Annotated in this window: 9 protein-coding genes and 1 pseudogene; 1 reads left to right on the top strand and 9 read right to left on the bottom strand. The window is 52.8% G+C overall.

From position 1 onward, the window contains the following. Positions 1-233 precede the first annotated feature (233 nt). From KB449_RS05595 to KB449_RS05585, 4 genes and pseudogenes are all read right to left on the bottom strand, one after another. Positions 234-4955, bottom strand: coding sequence for a choice-of-anchor D domain-containing protein (locus KB449_RS05595; RefSeq protein ID WP_282907429.1), 4722 nt, complete (start codon positions 4953-4955; stop codon positions 234-236). 393 nt (positions 4956-5348) lie between these two features. Then, positions 5349-5633, bottom strand: a pseudogene (locus KB449_RS36425) (lamin tail domain-containing protein); the annotation flags it as partial. A gap of 501 nt (positions 5634-6134) precedes the next feature. After that, complete coding sequence (locus KB449_RS05590; RefSeq protein ID WP_282907428.1) at positions 6135-6518, bottom strand: nuclear transport factor 2 family protein; 384 nt, start codon at positions 6516-6518, stop codon at positions 6135-6137. A 235-nt stretch (positions 6519-6753) separates the two neighbouring features. Then, positions 6754-7467 carry an SGNH/GDSL hydrolase family protein gene (locus KB449_RS05585; protein ID WP_282907427.1) on the bottom strand — a complete coding sequence of 238 codons (714 nt, stop codon included), beginning with the start codon at positions 7465-7467 and terminating at the stop codon, positions 6754-6756. Positions 7468-7587: 120 nt separating this feature from the next. Between KB449_RS05585 and KB449_RS05580 the strand changes: the two genes are divergently transcribed. Continuing rightward, on the top strand, positions 7588-8487 hold the full coding sequence (locus KB449_RS05580; RefSeq protein WP_282907426.1) for an AraC family transcriptional regulator: 900 nt from the start codon (positions 7588-7590) through the stop codon (positions 8485-8487). Positions 8488-8510: 23 nt separating this feature from the next. On the opposite strand, the gene KB449_RS05575 is transcribed toward KB449_RS05580, so the two are convergent. From KB449_RS05575 to KB449_RS05555, 5 genes are all read right to left on the bottom strand, one after another. Then, entirely contained in the window at positions 8511-9674 is a 1164-nt protein-coding gene (locus tag KB449_RS05575) for a Gfo/Idh/MocA family protein (RefSeq protein ID WP_282907425.1), read from the bottom strand. Positions 9675-9697: 23 nt separating this feature from the next. Next, positions 9698-10528, bottom strand: coding sequence for a carbohydrate ABC transporter permease (locus KB449_RS05570; RefSeq protein ID WP_282907424.1), 831 nt, complete (start codon positions 10526-10528; stop codon positions 9698-9700). Between the two features lie 13 nt (positions 10529-10541). Continuing rightward, positions 10542-11450 carry a carbohydrate ABC transporter permease gene (locus KB449_RS05565; protein WP_282907423.1) on the bottom strand — a complete coding sequence of 303 codons (909 nt, stop codon included), beginning with the start codon at positions 11448-11450 and terminating at the stop codon, positions 10542-10544. 74 nt (positions 11451-11524) lie between these two features. After that, positions 11525-12991 carry an extracellular solute-binding protein gene (locus KB449_RS05560; RefSeq protein WP_282907422.1) on the bottom strand — a complete coding sequence of 489 codons (1467 nt, stop codon included), beginning with the start codon at positions 12989-12991 and terminating at the stop codon, positions 11525-11527. Positions 12992-13023: 32 nt separating this feature from the next. Then, positions 13024-15009 (bottom strand): hypothetical protein, encoded by a 1986-nt coding sequence (locus KB449_RS05555; RefSeq protein WP_282907421.1) that lies wholly within the window; start codon positions 15007-15009, stop codon positions 13024-13026. Positions 15010-15036: the final 27 nt, after the last annotated feature.

Below are 15036 nucleotides of genomic sequence, written 5' to 3'. Positions count from 1 at the left end.
AGCGGAACTTGCATCGTCGCTATACTAAAAAAGCGGCCGGCGCACGTGGCGCCGGCCGCATATTCATTTCGAACTCTGTCCGCTTTTCGATCACTCCGCGCTGCCGCTCATGGGCGTCCGTCGCCGAGCGCGCGGCTCGTCGCCAGCGCGATACAGCGAAATTCGCCGCCAGCCCCATCCTCCGCCCCGACGACCGCAGCGTCTCCCGGCTCCGCAGGACGGCATGCGCAGTTTTATACATCCAATCCAAGATCAAGCGTTACATTTAACATTCGAATAATCATTGCGACTGACTCTTCGCGGCTTGCATTTTCTTTAGGGCCGAACATGTTGCCGCTCTTGCCATAAACGATGCCCGCATTGTGCAGCTGCTCGATGTATTGCTGTGCCCAATAGTTAGTCGTATCCGAGAAATAGTTCGTCGTTGCGGTACTCATATCCATTATCCGAGCAAGAATCGCGGAAATCTCGGCGCGGGAAATCGGTTTGTCAGGTTTGAAATAACCGTTGCCCGTCCCCATTATTACGCCTGCCTTTTCCAGCGTAATGATCGCGTCCTCTGCCCAATGACCTTTCGTATCCAAGAACGTACCGCTCCCCGATGAGTCGGAAGTATCGAGATGCAGCGCTCTTACGACCATTGCCGCGAATTCTGAGCGCGTTACGTTCGAAGTCCCGCGGAAGTTGCCGTCCGGATTGCCCGTAACAATACTGAGTTGCGATGCAAGGGATATATAATACGCACCCCAACTTGTAGGATTAACGTCCGGAAAGCTAATCGGAGAAACGTTCGTCATTGTTTGACTGATCCTTTCCACGAAATCAACCTGGTTAGGAACCAATCTCGACTTCAAAACAGGATGCGTATCCGATGGAGCCACAGGAGGTTGAACCGGATCCTGTGCAGGCGTAGGTGTAGGTGACGACGGCACTTCATACGACATTAAGGCGTTCACCACCTGTGTGACTGTAAAGGTCACCGGCGCCATGTTGTCGGCCGTCACTGTTACCGTGGCCGTATAAGTTCCTGCGGCGAGTCCGTCTTTCGCTTTTACTGTAAAGGTCGTCGACGACGTTTCGTTATTAAGCGTCGTCACCGCTGGTTGCGTTATCGTGAAGCTGCTCGCGTTCGTTCCGCTCAGCCCTGTCGCCATGTTCGTCATATCGCCGGTTCCCGTGCGCGTTACCGTTACCGTCTTCGTCTCCTGCGTGTCCGATGCATAGCCCGTCGTCAGCGCTGCTGGCGTTATATCGGACAACGCGGAAATTGTGTACGTCAGCGGGACGTTCACCACCTGCGTGACCGTAAAGGTTACCGGCGTCAGGTTGTCCGCCGTCACCGTTACCGTCGCCGTATAGGTTCCTGCGGCGAGTCCCTCTTTCGCTTTTACTGTAAAGGTCGTCGATGGCGTCCCGCTGTTAAGCGTCGTCAACACCGGCTGCGTAATCGTAAAGCTGCTTGCGTTCGCTCCGCTCAGTGCTGTCGTCAATCCCATCAAGTCGCCGGTTCCCGTTCGCGTCACCGTTACCGTCTTCGTCTCCTGCGTTCCCGACGCATAACCCGCCGTCAGCGCAACTGGCGTTACATCCGACAACGCGGAAATTGTGTACGTCAGCGGGACGTTCACCACTTGCGTGACTGTAAAGGTCACTGGCGACATGTTGTCCGCCGTCACCGTTACCGTCGCCGTATAGGTTCCTGCTACGAGTCCGTCTTTCGCTTTTACCGTAAAAGTCGTCGATGGCGTCCCGCTGTTAAGCGTCGTCACCGCTGGTTGCGTTATCGTGAAGCTGCTCGCGTTCGTTCCGCTCAGCCCTGTCGCCATGTTCGTCAGGTCGCCGGTTCCCGTGCGCGTTACCGTTACCGTCTTCGTTTCCTGCGTGCCCGATGCATAGCCCGCTGTCAGCGCAGCTGGCGTTATATCCGACAACGCGGAAATTGTGTACGTCAGCGGGACGTTCACCACTTGCGTGACCGTAAAGGTCACTGGCGACATGTTGTCCGCCGTCACCGTTACCGTCGCCGTATAGGTTCCTGCGGCGAGTCCGTCTTTCGCTTTTAATGTAAAGGTCGTCGATGGCGCTCCGGTATTAAGCGTCGTCAACGCTGGCTGCGTTATCGTAAAGCTGCTGGCGTTCGTTCCGCTCAGTGCGGTCGTCAAGCTCGCCAGGTCCCCAGTTCCCGTTCGCGTCACCGTTACCGTCTTCGTCTCCTGCGTGCCCGATGAATAACCTGCCGTCAACTCGGCCGGCGTTACATCCGACAACGGGGAGATCGTATACGTCAGCGGGACGTTCACCACTTGCGTGACTGTAAAGGTCACTGGCGACATGTTGTCCGCCGTCACCGTTACCGTCGCCGTATAGGTTCCTGCTACGAGTCCGTCTTTCGCTTTTACCGTAAAAGTCGTCGATGGCGTCCCGCTGTTAAGCGTCGTCACCGCTGGTTGCGTTATCGTGAAGCTGCTCGCGTTCGTTCCGCTCAGCCCTGTCGCCATGTTCGTCAGGTCGCCGGTTCCCGTGCGCGTTACCGTTACCGTCTTCGTTTCCTGCGTACCCGATGCATAGCCCGCTGTCAGCGCAGCTGGCGTTATATCCGACAACGCGGAAATTGTGTACGTCAGCGGGACGTTCACCACTTGCGTGACCGTAAAGGTTACAGGCGACATGTTGTCCGCCGTCACCGTTACCGTCGCCGTATAGGTTCCTGCGGCAAGTCCGTCTTTGGCCTTCACCGTGAAGGTCGTCGATGGGATTCCGTTATTAAGCGTCGTCACCGTTGGCTGCGTAAGCGTAAAGCTGCTCGCATTCGTTCCACTCAGTGCGGTCGTCAAGTTTGCCAGGTCCCCAGTTCCCGTGCGCGTCACCGTCACCGTCTTCGTTTCCTGCGTACCCGATGCATAGCCCGCCGTCAGCGCAGCTGGCGTTACATCCGACAGCGAGGAGATCTTGTACGTCAGCGGAACGTTCACCACTTGCGTGACCGTAAAAGTCACCGGTGTCATGTTGACCGCTGACACCGTCACCGTGGCCGTATAAGTTCCTGCGGCGAGTCCATCTTTCGCTTTCACCGTGAAGGTCGTCGACGACGTCCCGCTGTTAAGCGTCGTCACCGCTGGTTGCGTTATCGTGAAGCTGCTCGCGTTCGTTCCGCTCAGCCCTGTCGCCATGTTCGTCAGGTCGCCGGTTCCCGTTCGCGTTACCGTGACCGTCTTCGTTTCCTGCGTGTCCGATGCATAGCCCGCCGTCAGCGCAGCTGGCGTTACATCCGACAACGCGGAAATAGTGTACGTCAGCGGGGCATTCACCACCTGTGTGACCGTAAAGGTCACCGGCGACATGTTGTCCGCCGTCACCGTTACCGTCGCCGTATAGGTTCCTGCTACGAGTCCGTCTTTCGCTTTTACTGTAAAGGTCGTCGATGGCGCTCCGGTATTAAGCGTCGTCAACACCGGCTGCGTTATCGTAAAGCTGCTGGCGTTCGTTCCGCTCAGCCCTGTCGCCATGTTCGTCAGGTCGCCGGTTCCCGTTCGCGTTACCGTGACCGTCTTCGTTTCCTGAGTGCCCGATGCATAGCCCGCCGTCAGCGCAGTTGGCGTTACATCCGACAACGGGGAGATTGTGTATGTCAGCGGGGCATTCACCACTTGCGTAACCGTAAAGGTTACCGGCGTCAGGTTGTCCGCCGTTACCGTTACCGTCGCCGTATAGGTTCCTGCTACGAGTCCGTCTTTCGCTTTTACTGTAAAGGTCGTCGATGGCGCTCCGGTATTAAGCGTCGTCACCGCTGGTTGCGTTATCGTGAAGCTGCTCGCGTTCGTTCCGCTCAGCCCTGTCGCCATGTTCGTCAGGTCGCCGGTTCCCGTGCGCGTTACCGTGACCGTCTTCGTTTCCTGCGTACCCGATGCATAGCCCGCTGTTAGCGCAGCTGGCGTTATATCCGACAACGCGGAAATTGTGTACGTCAGCGGGACGTTCACCACTTGCGTAACCGTAAAGGTTACCGGCGTCAGGTTGTCCGCCGTTACCGTTACCGTCGCCGTATAGGTTCCTGCTGCGAGTCCGTCTTTCGCTTTTAATGTAAAGGTCGTCGATGGCGCTCCGGTATTAAGCGTCGTCAACACCGGCTGCGTAATCGTAAAGCTGCTGGCGTTCGTTCCGCTTAGTGCGGTCGTCAAGTTCGCCAGGTCCCCAGTTCCCGTTCGCGTCACCGTTACCGTCTTCGTTTCCTGCGTGTCCGATGCATAGCCCGCCGTCAGCGCAGTTGGCGTTACATCCGACAACGCGGAAATAGTGTACGTCAGCGGGGCATTCACCACCTGTGTGACCGTAAAGGTCACCGGCGACATATTGTCCGCCGTCACCGTTACCGTCGCCGTATAGGTTCCTGCTACGAGTCCGTCTTTCGCTTTTACTGTAAAGGTCGTCGATGGCGCTCCGGTATTAAGCGTCGTCAACACCGGCTGCGTAATCGTAAAGCTGCTTGCGTTCGCTCCGCTCAGTGCGGTCGTCAAGCTCGCCAGGTCCCCGGTTCCCGTGCGCGTCACCGTTACTATCTTGGTCTCCTGCGTTCCTGATATGTAGCCTGATGTCAGCTCGGCCGGTGTTTCATCCGATAACGCGGAGATCGTGTACGTCAGCGGGGCCTTCACCACCTGCGTGACCGTAAAAGTTACCGGTGCCATGTTGTCAGCCGTCACCGTTACCGTGGCCGCATAAGTACCTGCGGTGAGTCCGTCTTTTGCTTTTACCGTGAAGGACGTCGACGGCGTTCCGGTATTAAGCGTCGTCAACACCGGCTGCGTAATCGTAAAGCTGCTCGCGTCCGTTCCGCTTAGCGCGGTCGTCAAGTTGGCCAGATTCCCGGTTCCCGTGCGCGTCACCGTTACTGTCTTGGTCTCCTGCGTTCCTGATATGTAGCCTGCTGTCAGCTCGGCCGGCGTTACATCCGACAACGGAGAGATCGTGTAGCTCGGCGGCGCATATGGCAGCTGCGAAGTCGATGAATTACGAGGAGATGGCGTAATCGCCACAAAGTCCGTTGAATTGTTATCGGTATCCAGGCTTGAAGCGTAAGTGGAAAATACGCCGTTGATCCCATCTTTGCGGACAAGTGCCAGAACGTTAGAAACCGAAGGGGCCGCCCCAGTGCCCTCCCAACTAGCAGCGGTACCCCAGCCAACAAAATCTACAACACTAGGGTTAGTGGCAACACTGCTAGGTGACACAGGATCTGAATTGGAGACCAGAATCACTCTCCCGCCAGCGGTAGGGCTAGAACTTATATCAAAGCTTGCAATCGCATCGGGATCAGGGAGAGCAGCCCCATACATCAAGGAGCCGTTTGCTTTGACTAAAAAATAACTATGAGCAGGAATGGTCGCGTTTAGGTTTAGTGTCACCGATGATGAAAAAGTAGTCCCTGTAGCAGAGGCATACCGAATCGTCCACCCGCTCATGTCAATCGGATTTGCTGTCGGATTATACAATTCTACGAAATCGCTATTATATACTGCGCTGCTACCGCCTTGGCCTCCTCCCCCGAACACCTGGCTAATCACCACCTTGCTATTATCCGTCGCGGCTTTTGCCTTTCCGATCGTGCCGACAGGCACGAACAACGTCGCTAGCATGACCAATGCCATGAACAAGGCCTTAGTCTTCTTGTTCGTTTGAATAAATTTCAACATAATCGCCTTTCCCTCCGCATCGCTGTTCTTTTTCCTATTTATCGCATCCTATCACGTTCCACTAAACTTAATCTAAACATGATCGCAGAACGTCTCTCACATACGAAAAGGTGCGCGAAGGACAAAAAAGCCCCCACGAGGCAACCGGCTCTTATAGTTGAGCCTGTCTGCCTAATGGGGAGCTGTCGCTTCCGTCCGCCAGCCGCTCGAGGCCGGTAATCTGCTGTCCCGGACCGTCGCGGGCAAGCCCTCATTTTCGACGGGTGAGACAGACAAAGAGAGACCGATGACATGATGGATAGGAATCATCCGTTTTAAGAAGCTTTGGTAGCGATAGATGCTGCCTGAAAATAGAAAACAACAGCCAAGGACGGTGGAATCAAGTCCTAGACTGTCGCTGTTCGAACGATCCGTTTCCCGTAGGCACAAATAAACGCAGCGTACTCAACTGTAATCTTCGATTAACGAGATTTTTCCTTCCTTCATCTTGAATGTCGACTTTCCTTTTAATTGCAGCTTATCCCTGCGCTTTAAGCCATTCGGAAAATCGGCGGCAACAATTCCTTCGTAATCGATATCAACTTCTACCTTGTCGTCTATAATGCGGTATTCTGTAATTGTTTGGCTTCTGCTGGAGAACATCGTTGACGACTGTTCGGCCAGCTCTTTAAATGCTTGTATTCCGCTGGTCTCCGCGGTGGTTTCTCCGTTGGAAATATTTCTGAATACAATGTCTTTATGTAACAATTCGACCATTTTTTCAATTTCGAATGAATTGTATGCTTCAATATAACTTTTAATCATGTTTCTCGCTTCGTTACAATTCATCGTCATACGCCTCTCCTTTATATGAAGGCTCATTCCCTTAGTTCCATGGTCAATAAAATAGTAACATATATTTCAACGTTGCTGCCCGCCGGCTTATTAGTGAAAAAAACACGCCTCATCGGCGTGTCTGAAGTTTGCATTTGGTGGAGCCAAGGAGGACCGAACCCTGACATCATTGCTGCCAGCGATAGAATGTGTATCTGATTGAATATGATTGCGTTCCATTAGAAGTGATCTACTCTCCAAAAATAATATTCTCAAAGTGTAAGGCCAGCTCTTCGTGGAAAGCCGGATCTGGATGATTAATACCATTGGCCAGGCGCGTGTGGATATCGACCCCGTCATTCTCCATCTGCTCCCAGATACGATAGGAATCCACACAAGGCAGATCCATTTCCAGAACCAGTTTTCTTAGCGCATCAATGTACAAGGTGAGATAACCCGCTTCCTCTGCCTGGATGAATCCTGGAACGGCAGCCCGATGCGCTTGATGAATGCGCTCGTTATCCCGCTTCATCATCATGCCGGGGATGAATAGCAAGAGATCGGCATCCGTCTCCGTTCGCAAGCGCACAACCAGATCGCGAATCGCGCGTATGAACCTTTCCAAGCCTGCAGGGCCGGCATGCGCGTCATTTAGACCAAAACCGATCGTGACCAGATCGGGTTGATACAGGAACACATCTCGATCCCATCTAACTCGCGATTCGTCAGCGCTGTCTCCCTCAACCCCCGAATTGATCGCGTTCACCACCGTGCCCGGAAATCTTCGCTCCATTCTTCTTTTCAGCGCTTGATGGAAGACGGATTCGTATTCGACGACGCCATAACCCATACACCCCTGGGTGACACTATCGCCCAAGGCAACGAAAGTTACGGCACGTGCCTTAGGATCGTCCGCCTTCTCCTTCAACCGGTTGCGCAAGCGTTCGAATTTGTTATCGTCCACGTCATTTCTCCTTGCCTCTCCTGATTTTGTTCGCATGTATCCGTTTACTATAATCCTTTTCACATGTTAAAATGAGCCTGCCAGATCAGCCCATCATCTTGACGCAAGGGAGAGAATCGCATGCAGATTCGCGCCTTCGGTTACGATAATTCTCTTGACACGTCTAAGCCTGTACATGAGAACCTTTCTCTCTTCCCTTTGGAGTCGAGAATCGGCGGTCTTCACCCTCAGCATCATGAATTACTCTATATTATCGAAGGAACCCTGAAAATTACGATTAACAACGTAACCTATCGGATGACGGGTCCCGCCGTCCTCCTTATCCCTTTGAATACCTCCCACCATTTGCAATTCCTTTCCCTGAAGTATCGTTATGCCTACTGGGAACTGCAAGACGACGCTTACGAATCCTTTCCTGTCCCTGCTGACTGCGAGGCATGGAACCGCCTTCAGGCTGAGCCGGACGGAAGCTTGCCTGCCGTTCGATTGGTCTATGAACGTATTCACGCGCTTCACCAGGTCCTGATCGCAGAGTGGATGCGCAACCAACCCGATCTGGCGCGGCAAATCAGTTATTCCGACATCCAAGCCATCCTGGCTATTATTCGTTCTGTGGCCAAGCCGGATACGAAGCGCTACGGAAAGTCGAGTCAACTGCCGGACAATCGGATTGCTTCAACGATGGAAACCATCGAGATTCTTGTCCGTTGGATGGAATCCAGCTACTGGGAGAATTTCACCTTGGAGAAGCTGTGCGAATATGCCCATTTGAATCCCTCCTACATGATCCGCACCTTCAAAGCCTCCAAAGGCGTTTCCCCCTTGCAATTTCTTAATAACCTTCGAATGAGCGCTGCCGAGAAGTACTTGCTGGAAAGCATGATGAGCGTTCAGGATATCGCGCACGCCACGGGTTTTCAGTCCATCCATTATTTCAGCCGCCTGTTCAAGCAGAAATACGGCAAAAGCCCCGCTCATTGGAGGAGCGAGCATAAGAAGACGACTTCGGTCTCGGACTAACCACTCCCCCGATCGGCCGAATTTCAGTCTGGCCACCTAACATCGCGGAAGGTGCCGGTCTCCGCGGACTCCTTGGCTTTCAGGCACAATAACGTGCTGTTCAAGCCATCCTTCAGCGTAGACACGGATGTTTGCGTCTTCCCCTGCATGAGCGAGATAAAATTGTCGAGCAGCGTAGAGTCGCCCCCTGCATGGCCGACTGCCGTGGCTGCGTCATCGATCTCGTACGATTCGACTCGAGGCGTGTGGTGCATAAATACTTGAATGCGGTTCGTCGCCCAATCGAATTCGACCGTCCCTTTGTACCCGAGAAACCGTGCGCCTCTTGCGGCCGCTTTTTTTCTGACAAAAAAGTTTTGCGAATAGGATACGTGCATGCCCGATTCATAAGCGACTAATGCACTGCCCGAATCCTCGTTGCCGGTATCCTCCGCGAAGCAGCAATACGGGCCCAACGGTTCCTCGAATGCAAGTTTCCGAAGATTATCCGGGCTTTCCGGACACGTGCTCGTCTCTTCGCAGTCCTTGCATTGCAGCCCTGCCCGCTTGTTCCCCTTGAAGATTTGTTTCGACGTCATCGCGCATACAGTCACGGGCTTCAGCCCCAGAATATGATTAATATAATCAAAATCATGCGTCGCTTTTTGTACGAACAGACCTTGCGTCTCCGTCTCGTCGCGGAACCAACCATGATAATAAATATTGCCGTAATTCACGTTATTTACGGCCTGTACATGCTCCACTGTTCCGATTTTTCCTGAATCGATAATTTCCTTGACCAGCTGCACATGATGCGTAACCCGCAGCGGGAACGACACGACCGTCTTGCTGCCGTATAAGGCATCCGCATCCCGCAGCTTTACCAGGTCTTCCATCGTTGTCGCAACCGGTTTCTCCAAATAAAGCGGAATCTGTCTGGGCAACACTTTTAAGGCCATGGGGGTATGAAGGGAGCAGCGCGTTCCGACGAATACGCCGTCCAGCTCCTCGTTGTTCAGCATGTCATCCGCGTCCCCGTAAAATGAAATCGCCGAAGGGTCGCCACCGTCCGCCTTCATCCGCTCCCGGATTTCATCGTGGCGAACGTCGGCGATCGCTGTAATTCGGCAACTGCGATCCATCTCCTGCATCATGCCCAGCAGTCTTTTCACTTGATGACCGTACCCGATAACCCCTACTTTGATCATGCGTTTCCCTCCCGATTCTCCATTTAGCCTTTGACCCCACCCATGGTGGCGCCTTCTATGATCCTTCTCTGAAACAACACGTAAACGATAACGGTAGGTATGATCGTGATGACAAGACCTGCGAGCAGCGTCACCCAGTCCGCCTTGTATTCCATCATGGCATTGGCATTATACATGTTCACGCTAATCGGGTACTTGGCCGGATCGCTGATAAGAATAAAGGGACCCAGGAAATCGTTGTACAGGCCCACGAACTTGAAGATGCCGATCGTGACGATGCCTGGCATAGATAGAGGCAGGATGATTTTGCGAAAAACCTGAAATAACGTGGCTCCGTCAATAAACGCGCTTTCGTCCAGTTCCTTCGGCAAGCTGCGCATGAAGCTCCCGAGCAAGAGCAGTTCGAAGGCGCCGACCGGCAGACTCGCAAGCAGGACGAGTCCGTTCAGGCTGTCAGTCAGATTCAGTGCGCGCATCAACGTGTACTGGGATACGAGGATGTTGATGCCCGGCAGGAACAAAGAAAGCATGATGATGCTCCACAGCAAAGATCGCAGTCTCCACTCAATCCGCGTAAAGGCGTAGGCATTCACCGTGGAAACAAACAAACTGATCAGCAGGCTCAGGCCGACATAGTATAGCGTGTTGACCACCGATTGACCGATACCGAGACTTGTCCAAGCCTTCTCGTAATTGCTCCACTCCAGATGCTCGGGGAAGGCCCATATATCGGCGAAAAACGCTTGATTCGTTTTGAGAGATTGGTAGAATATCCAGAACAGCGGCAGCAGGATGGTAAGCGCCCAGAGGAACAGCACCATGCGCCATAACCATGAAGAAATCCCGGTTCTCATGGAACCCCTCCTTTCAGTATTCGATGCTGTCTTTGGCGAAGAATTTGTCTAATATCAGCTTTAAACCGACGAGCAAGACAAAGATCATCATACCGATCGTGGATGCATAACCGTATATATGCTGGCCGAGATTCAGGCTGCCAAAGGCAAAGTTGAACATATACAGGGAGATGACATCCGTCGCGCCGCCCGGACCGCCTTGCGTCATAATAAACATATATTCAAAGCCTTTGATCACGGACAGCATCAGGAAAATAACCCCGACGCGAATGACGCCGGATAACAAAGGAAGCGTAATCTTCGAAAAACGCTGCATATGCGTGATACCGTCCAAAGTGGCGGATTCATACAGAGACTTCGGGATGCCTCGCATGGCGTTCATGAATATGACGACGTAGAACCCTGCATAACACCACACGTATAGCGGAATCATGGAGAGCAACGCCGTTCCTTTGCTGCCAAGCCAATTATGTTCTCCCCCCAGGCCGAGCACGCGAAGAATTCCGTTCAGCAAGCCGAATGTGCCGTCATAAATAAATGACCAGACGAGCGCAATGACGACCAGAGACAAAACGTTCGGAAAAAAATAGAGTACCTTGTAGAACGAATTCTCCTTAAATGCCCGGTTTATGAGAAGATCGGCCAATACCAACGAGATGACAAGCGTAATAGGAATGACCGTAACGAGCAAAATCAGATTGTGCCCTAAGGCCCGCAAGATGAAAGGATCGTGAAACAGCCGGACATAATTGTCCCATCCTACGAATGTCTTGGCGCCTATGCCGTCCCATTCCAAGAAGGAATAGTAGATCGAGAGGGCATTCGGATAGAGCGTGAATAAGACATAGGCCGCAAACGCTGGAGCTACGACAATGAAGAGAAAAATCGCTTTTTGAAGCCGTGCGTTTTTTAACATATGCATAGTGGTTTTCTCCCCCGAATATCACGATTGAAAGGCAGTCCGGATGACTGCCTCTCGACCGCTAAGTAATCCGCTTACTCTTTGTTCTGGGCCTTTTTGTCTTTGGTAATGGCGTTCTGCAGCAGCTTCTCCGCGTCCTCCAAGATCGGTTCCGGATCTTCCTGTCCCGTCAACACGAGCGCCATGTTGTCCACGATGACCTTGAGCGACGCCATATTATCGGGATCCGTGAGTTCGATCTTGCGATTCTTCAGTTCGAGTACGACCGGATTATCCTTCAGGTACGTGGCGATCGATTTCTGCAGCGGCTTCATATGATCCGCCCGCGTCTGGACATCCAGGTAATCCTTGCGGAGAGGAAGCGCGCCGCCCTTCTCGACCAGTACCTGCTGGATCTCATTCGACATGAGCGAGAGGAGGAACTGTTTTGCCCATTTCTTGTTCAAGTCGGGCTTGGCTGCCCATATCTCAAAGGAATAGCTCAATCCGTTCGTCACATAGATGGGACCGTTCGGATTGTTAGTGAAAGGAACCGCCATATAACCCCATTGGAAGCCGTCGGGAGCGGTTTCCTTCATCTCGTTCTCGATCCAGTCGCCTGAAGGCACCATTGCCGCTTTATGCTGAAGGACGAGCATTTGCGACTGCGTATGATTCATGCCAACGCTTTTCTTGCTGATATACCCCTTCTTCCCCATATCGTGCAGCCGCTTGTATACTTCGATGCTCTCCGGCGACGTATACTGCGGACCGTTATAATACTCGAAATCGTTGCGAAATTGTTTATTGCCTCGCTCATCGGCAATCTCGAATATCTTCGTATCAAAGGCGAACTGCGCGTAATTGTATAAGCCCGCATATACGATCGGGTCGATGCCCTTGCTCTTGATCGCTTCGCAAAGCTGGATAAACTCGTCATAGGTCTTGGGATTCTTGTTCCAGCCGTTCTCGTCGAACAGCTTCTGATCGAAGAACATGCCGCCTACATAGTTTGCGATCGGGAACACCCACGCATTGTCTTTATAATACTTCTCGGGATCGTTGAAGCCCGGGACAATTAAATCGTTCAGCTTCCGGCCCGGCGCGTCGTCAGGCGACATCTCGAAAATATCCGTTACGGGCTCCAGCTTGTTGGCGTTTACATATTCCGTCCAGGTGGCTCCGTAGAAAAAATCGAACATATCGTTATCGTTGCCGGCCGAAGCCTTGGTCGAAATGAGATCGCCGATTTTCGGCGAAGCCGTAATATCGAATTGCACGTTCGGATATTTTTCCGTGAAGCGCTTGACGGCAAGGTCGAACCACTCTCTTCCATAGCCGGATTCGAGCAAGCCGACCTTTAACGTCACTTTTTCGTTTTTTGGGAGTCCGTTCTCATAGTTGGCCGCTTCCTCGGATGCCTGCCCGCTCGCTGCCGGAGCCTGTGAGCCGGAAGCGTTGCTTGCATGCTGCGTTTCCTTCGTATTGGCGGTATTGGAGCATCCTGCAGCCATGAGTGCCGTACACAGTAACAACGAAATACCAGCCGTTCTTTTGTTCATCGTTAGACCCTCCCGTTTTTCTGTTGAAATGGCTAATAAGGGGCTGCCGCAAGCGTTCCGCTATTATCTACCGTGACTTTATAGCGCGTGCCGTTCGGCGCCTTCAGAATAAAGCCCTCGCCAGCCACGTCCAGCGACCGATTCAACTCATTAATGAAAGAGTTATGATAATTGCTGTCGACCACCGTGCTGAACGCCATACCGGTTGCGAAGAGGGAGCCGACCTCGGCGGTCAACTTGATTTTGGCGTAAGCGGCATCGCCCGGAATGGCCGCCGTCACCATTAAATCCGTCCAATTGACGTCGATGTCCACAGTCCCGAATAAATAGGTTTCAGTCGTAGCCGAAGCCGTGCCGTTCGCCTTGAACCAGAGAAGCTTAATCCCGGCATGACCGCCGCCGCCAATCCTTTTGGCCTTCATCCGGAATACGGCCAGCGCATTCGGGGTTACCGTGAACGGCTGAGAAGTAATAAACGATTCGCCTGTCGCAACGATCTCAATGGCGCTCGCATAGCCCGACGGAATATTAGAGGTGGTTTTACGGAAATAGACGGCTCCCGCGCCATACACATTCGTCCATACCCAGCCGGATTTATTCGCCGTGTTGGCGCTTGTCGCCATATTCTCGCCGGTCGTATCGACAGAGGCAATCAAATTGACATAATCTTTTTTGTCGTGGATCGTTTGGCTCTGCATGGAGCCTCCCGCCGTATAGGTGAAGTGGGTATCCTGAACGAATACGCGGCTTCTTTCCTTTGATAAAGCAATGTAGTAAGGCGCCCATTCGCCTAGATCGCAGCGCGCTATGCTGACATGGTAGTTCGGAGCGTTCCCCAGTCCGGATATGATGTAATTCGTCAAGTAGTCTCCGACTCCGGCGCTGCGAGACATCCGAACATTCTGAATTCGTAGAGAGCCCGTCGATCCCGACACAACCTGGAACATGGGCAATCCGGAGTTGCCGCCCATAAATCCGCCGTGAACGACATCAAGCGTCACGTCTCCCTCGGCTTTTACCCATGTGCAGGGCATCTCCATGACGCAGTTCGATACGACGAGATTGCGGCCCAGAAGCCCGCATCCCTCCAAGTATTCAACTTTCAACAGTTCGCTGTCTTCAACGGAGATCTGGCCGATCTTGCAAGTAATGAGGGTTGAATCCGGAATGCTGAACGGGTTGCCCGCTTGAAATACCCATTCCCTCTGATGACAATCGATCGTGCTTCCGGATATCTTGAGGAATCCGTTCGGCTGATTGCTAATAATGCAGTTCTGCAGGCTCCGGCAGCGAAAGCCGTACAAGTAATTCTCGCTCTGCGGCGCATCGTGGGGACTCGGATCATCCAGCCATGCCCCGTATTGAATGCCTACGAGGATATCTCTGATGTACATGCCGTAAATATTAATAAAGCCGGCTTGGGGGAAATTGGGACGCGAATACCAATGAATCGCTGCACGGTAATTGCGGTTGAATTGTCCATTGATTTTGATATCGTACAGCTCCAGGTAGATGCCTGTAATTTTCAGTATCGCATCCTTGTCTGCCGCGGAGTCTCCGCTTCCCGTGACTCCGATCAGCCAATACCCGTTAAAGTTAATCGTCTGTGTATCGCCTTTCATCTCTACCGACTTGACATAGTAGTTCCGCGTAAAGACGACCGTAAGACCGGAGTCGAAAGCGGCTTGAACAGCCAAGGTGTCGTCGGGGTCGGTATCGACCTTGTAGAAATCGGGCGTAACGGCACGGCGGCTAAATTCCTGATCAATGAGGTCGAAGTTAGCGTTGACATCGGTGACGTCCAGCGGGTCAGTCTTCTTGAGCTTCATGTTCGTTGTAAGCGCTGTAGAGCTAGCGTAAGAAAGCTTGGCGCCTGTCATCAAGGAGAGCCCGGTCAATCCTAGAACCGTCATCATTTTCCTGCGGCTGATGGGCGACATGAGCGCTTTGTCTAATCTGCTAAGCGGCTCCGAAGCGCTATTCAATTCATCAACAGAAGGCCGGTCGTTATTCGACATTTAATCATTCCTCCTTGGATGTATAGA

This window comes from Cohnella hashimotonis, from assembly GCF_030014955.1.
Taxonomy (GTDB): domain Bacteria; phylum Bacillota; class Bacilli; order Paenibacillales; family Paenibacillaceae; genus Cohnella; species Cohnella hashimotonis.
The sequence above is the reverse complement of the archived record's forward strand: the minus strand, read 5'-3'. Positions and strand labels throughout refer to the sequence as shown.

What these genes read in the sequence shown, in the direction of transcription:
- KB449_RS05580 (WP_282907426.1), top strand. Translation starts at nt 7,588, where the DNA reads ATGCAGATTCGCGCCTTCGGTTACGATAATTCTCTTGACACGTCTAAG.
- KB449_RS05570 (WP_282907424.1), bottom strand. Translation starts at nt 10,528, where the DNA reads ATGAGAACCGGGATTTCTTCATGGTTATGGCGCATGGTGCTGTTCCTC.
- KB449_RS05560 (WP_282907422.1), bottom strand. Translation starts at nt 12,991, where the DNA reads ATGAACAAAAGAACGGCTGGTATTTCGTTGTTACTGTGTACGGCACTC.
- KB449_RS05565 (WP_282907423.1), bottom strand. Translation starts at nt 11,450, where the DNA reads ATGCATATGTTAAAAAACGCACGGCTTCAAAAAGCGATTTTTCTCTTC.
- KB449_RS05575 (WP_282907425.1), bottom strand. Translation starts at nt 9,674, where the DNA reads ATGATCAAAGTAGGGGTTATCGGGTACGGTCATCAAGTGAAAAGACTG.
- KB449_RS05555 (WP_282907421.1), bottom strand. Translation starts at nt 15,009, where the DNA reads ATGTCGAATAACGACCGGCCTTCTGTTGATGAATTGAATAGCGCTTCG.
- KB449_RS05590 (WP_282907428.1), bottom strand. Translation starts at nt 6,518, where the DNA reads ATGAATTGTAACGAAGCGAGAAACATGATTAAAAGTTATATTGAAGCA.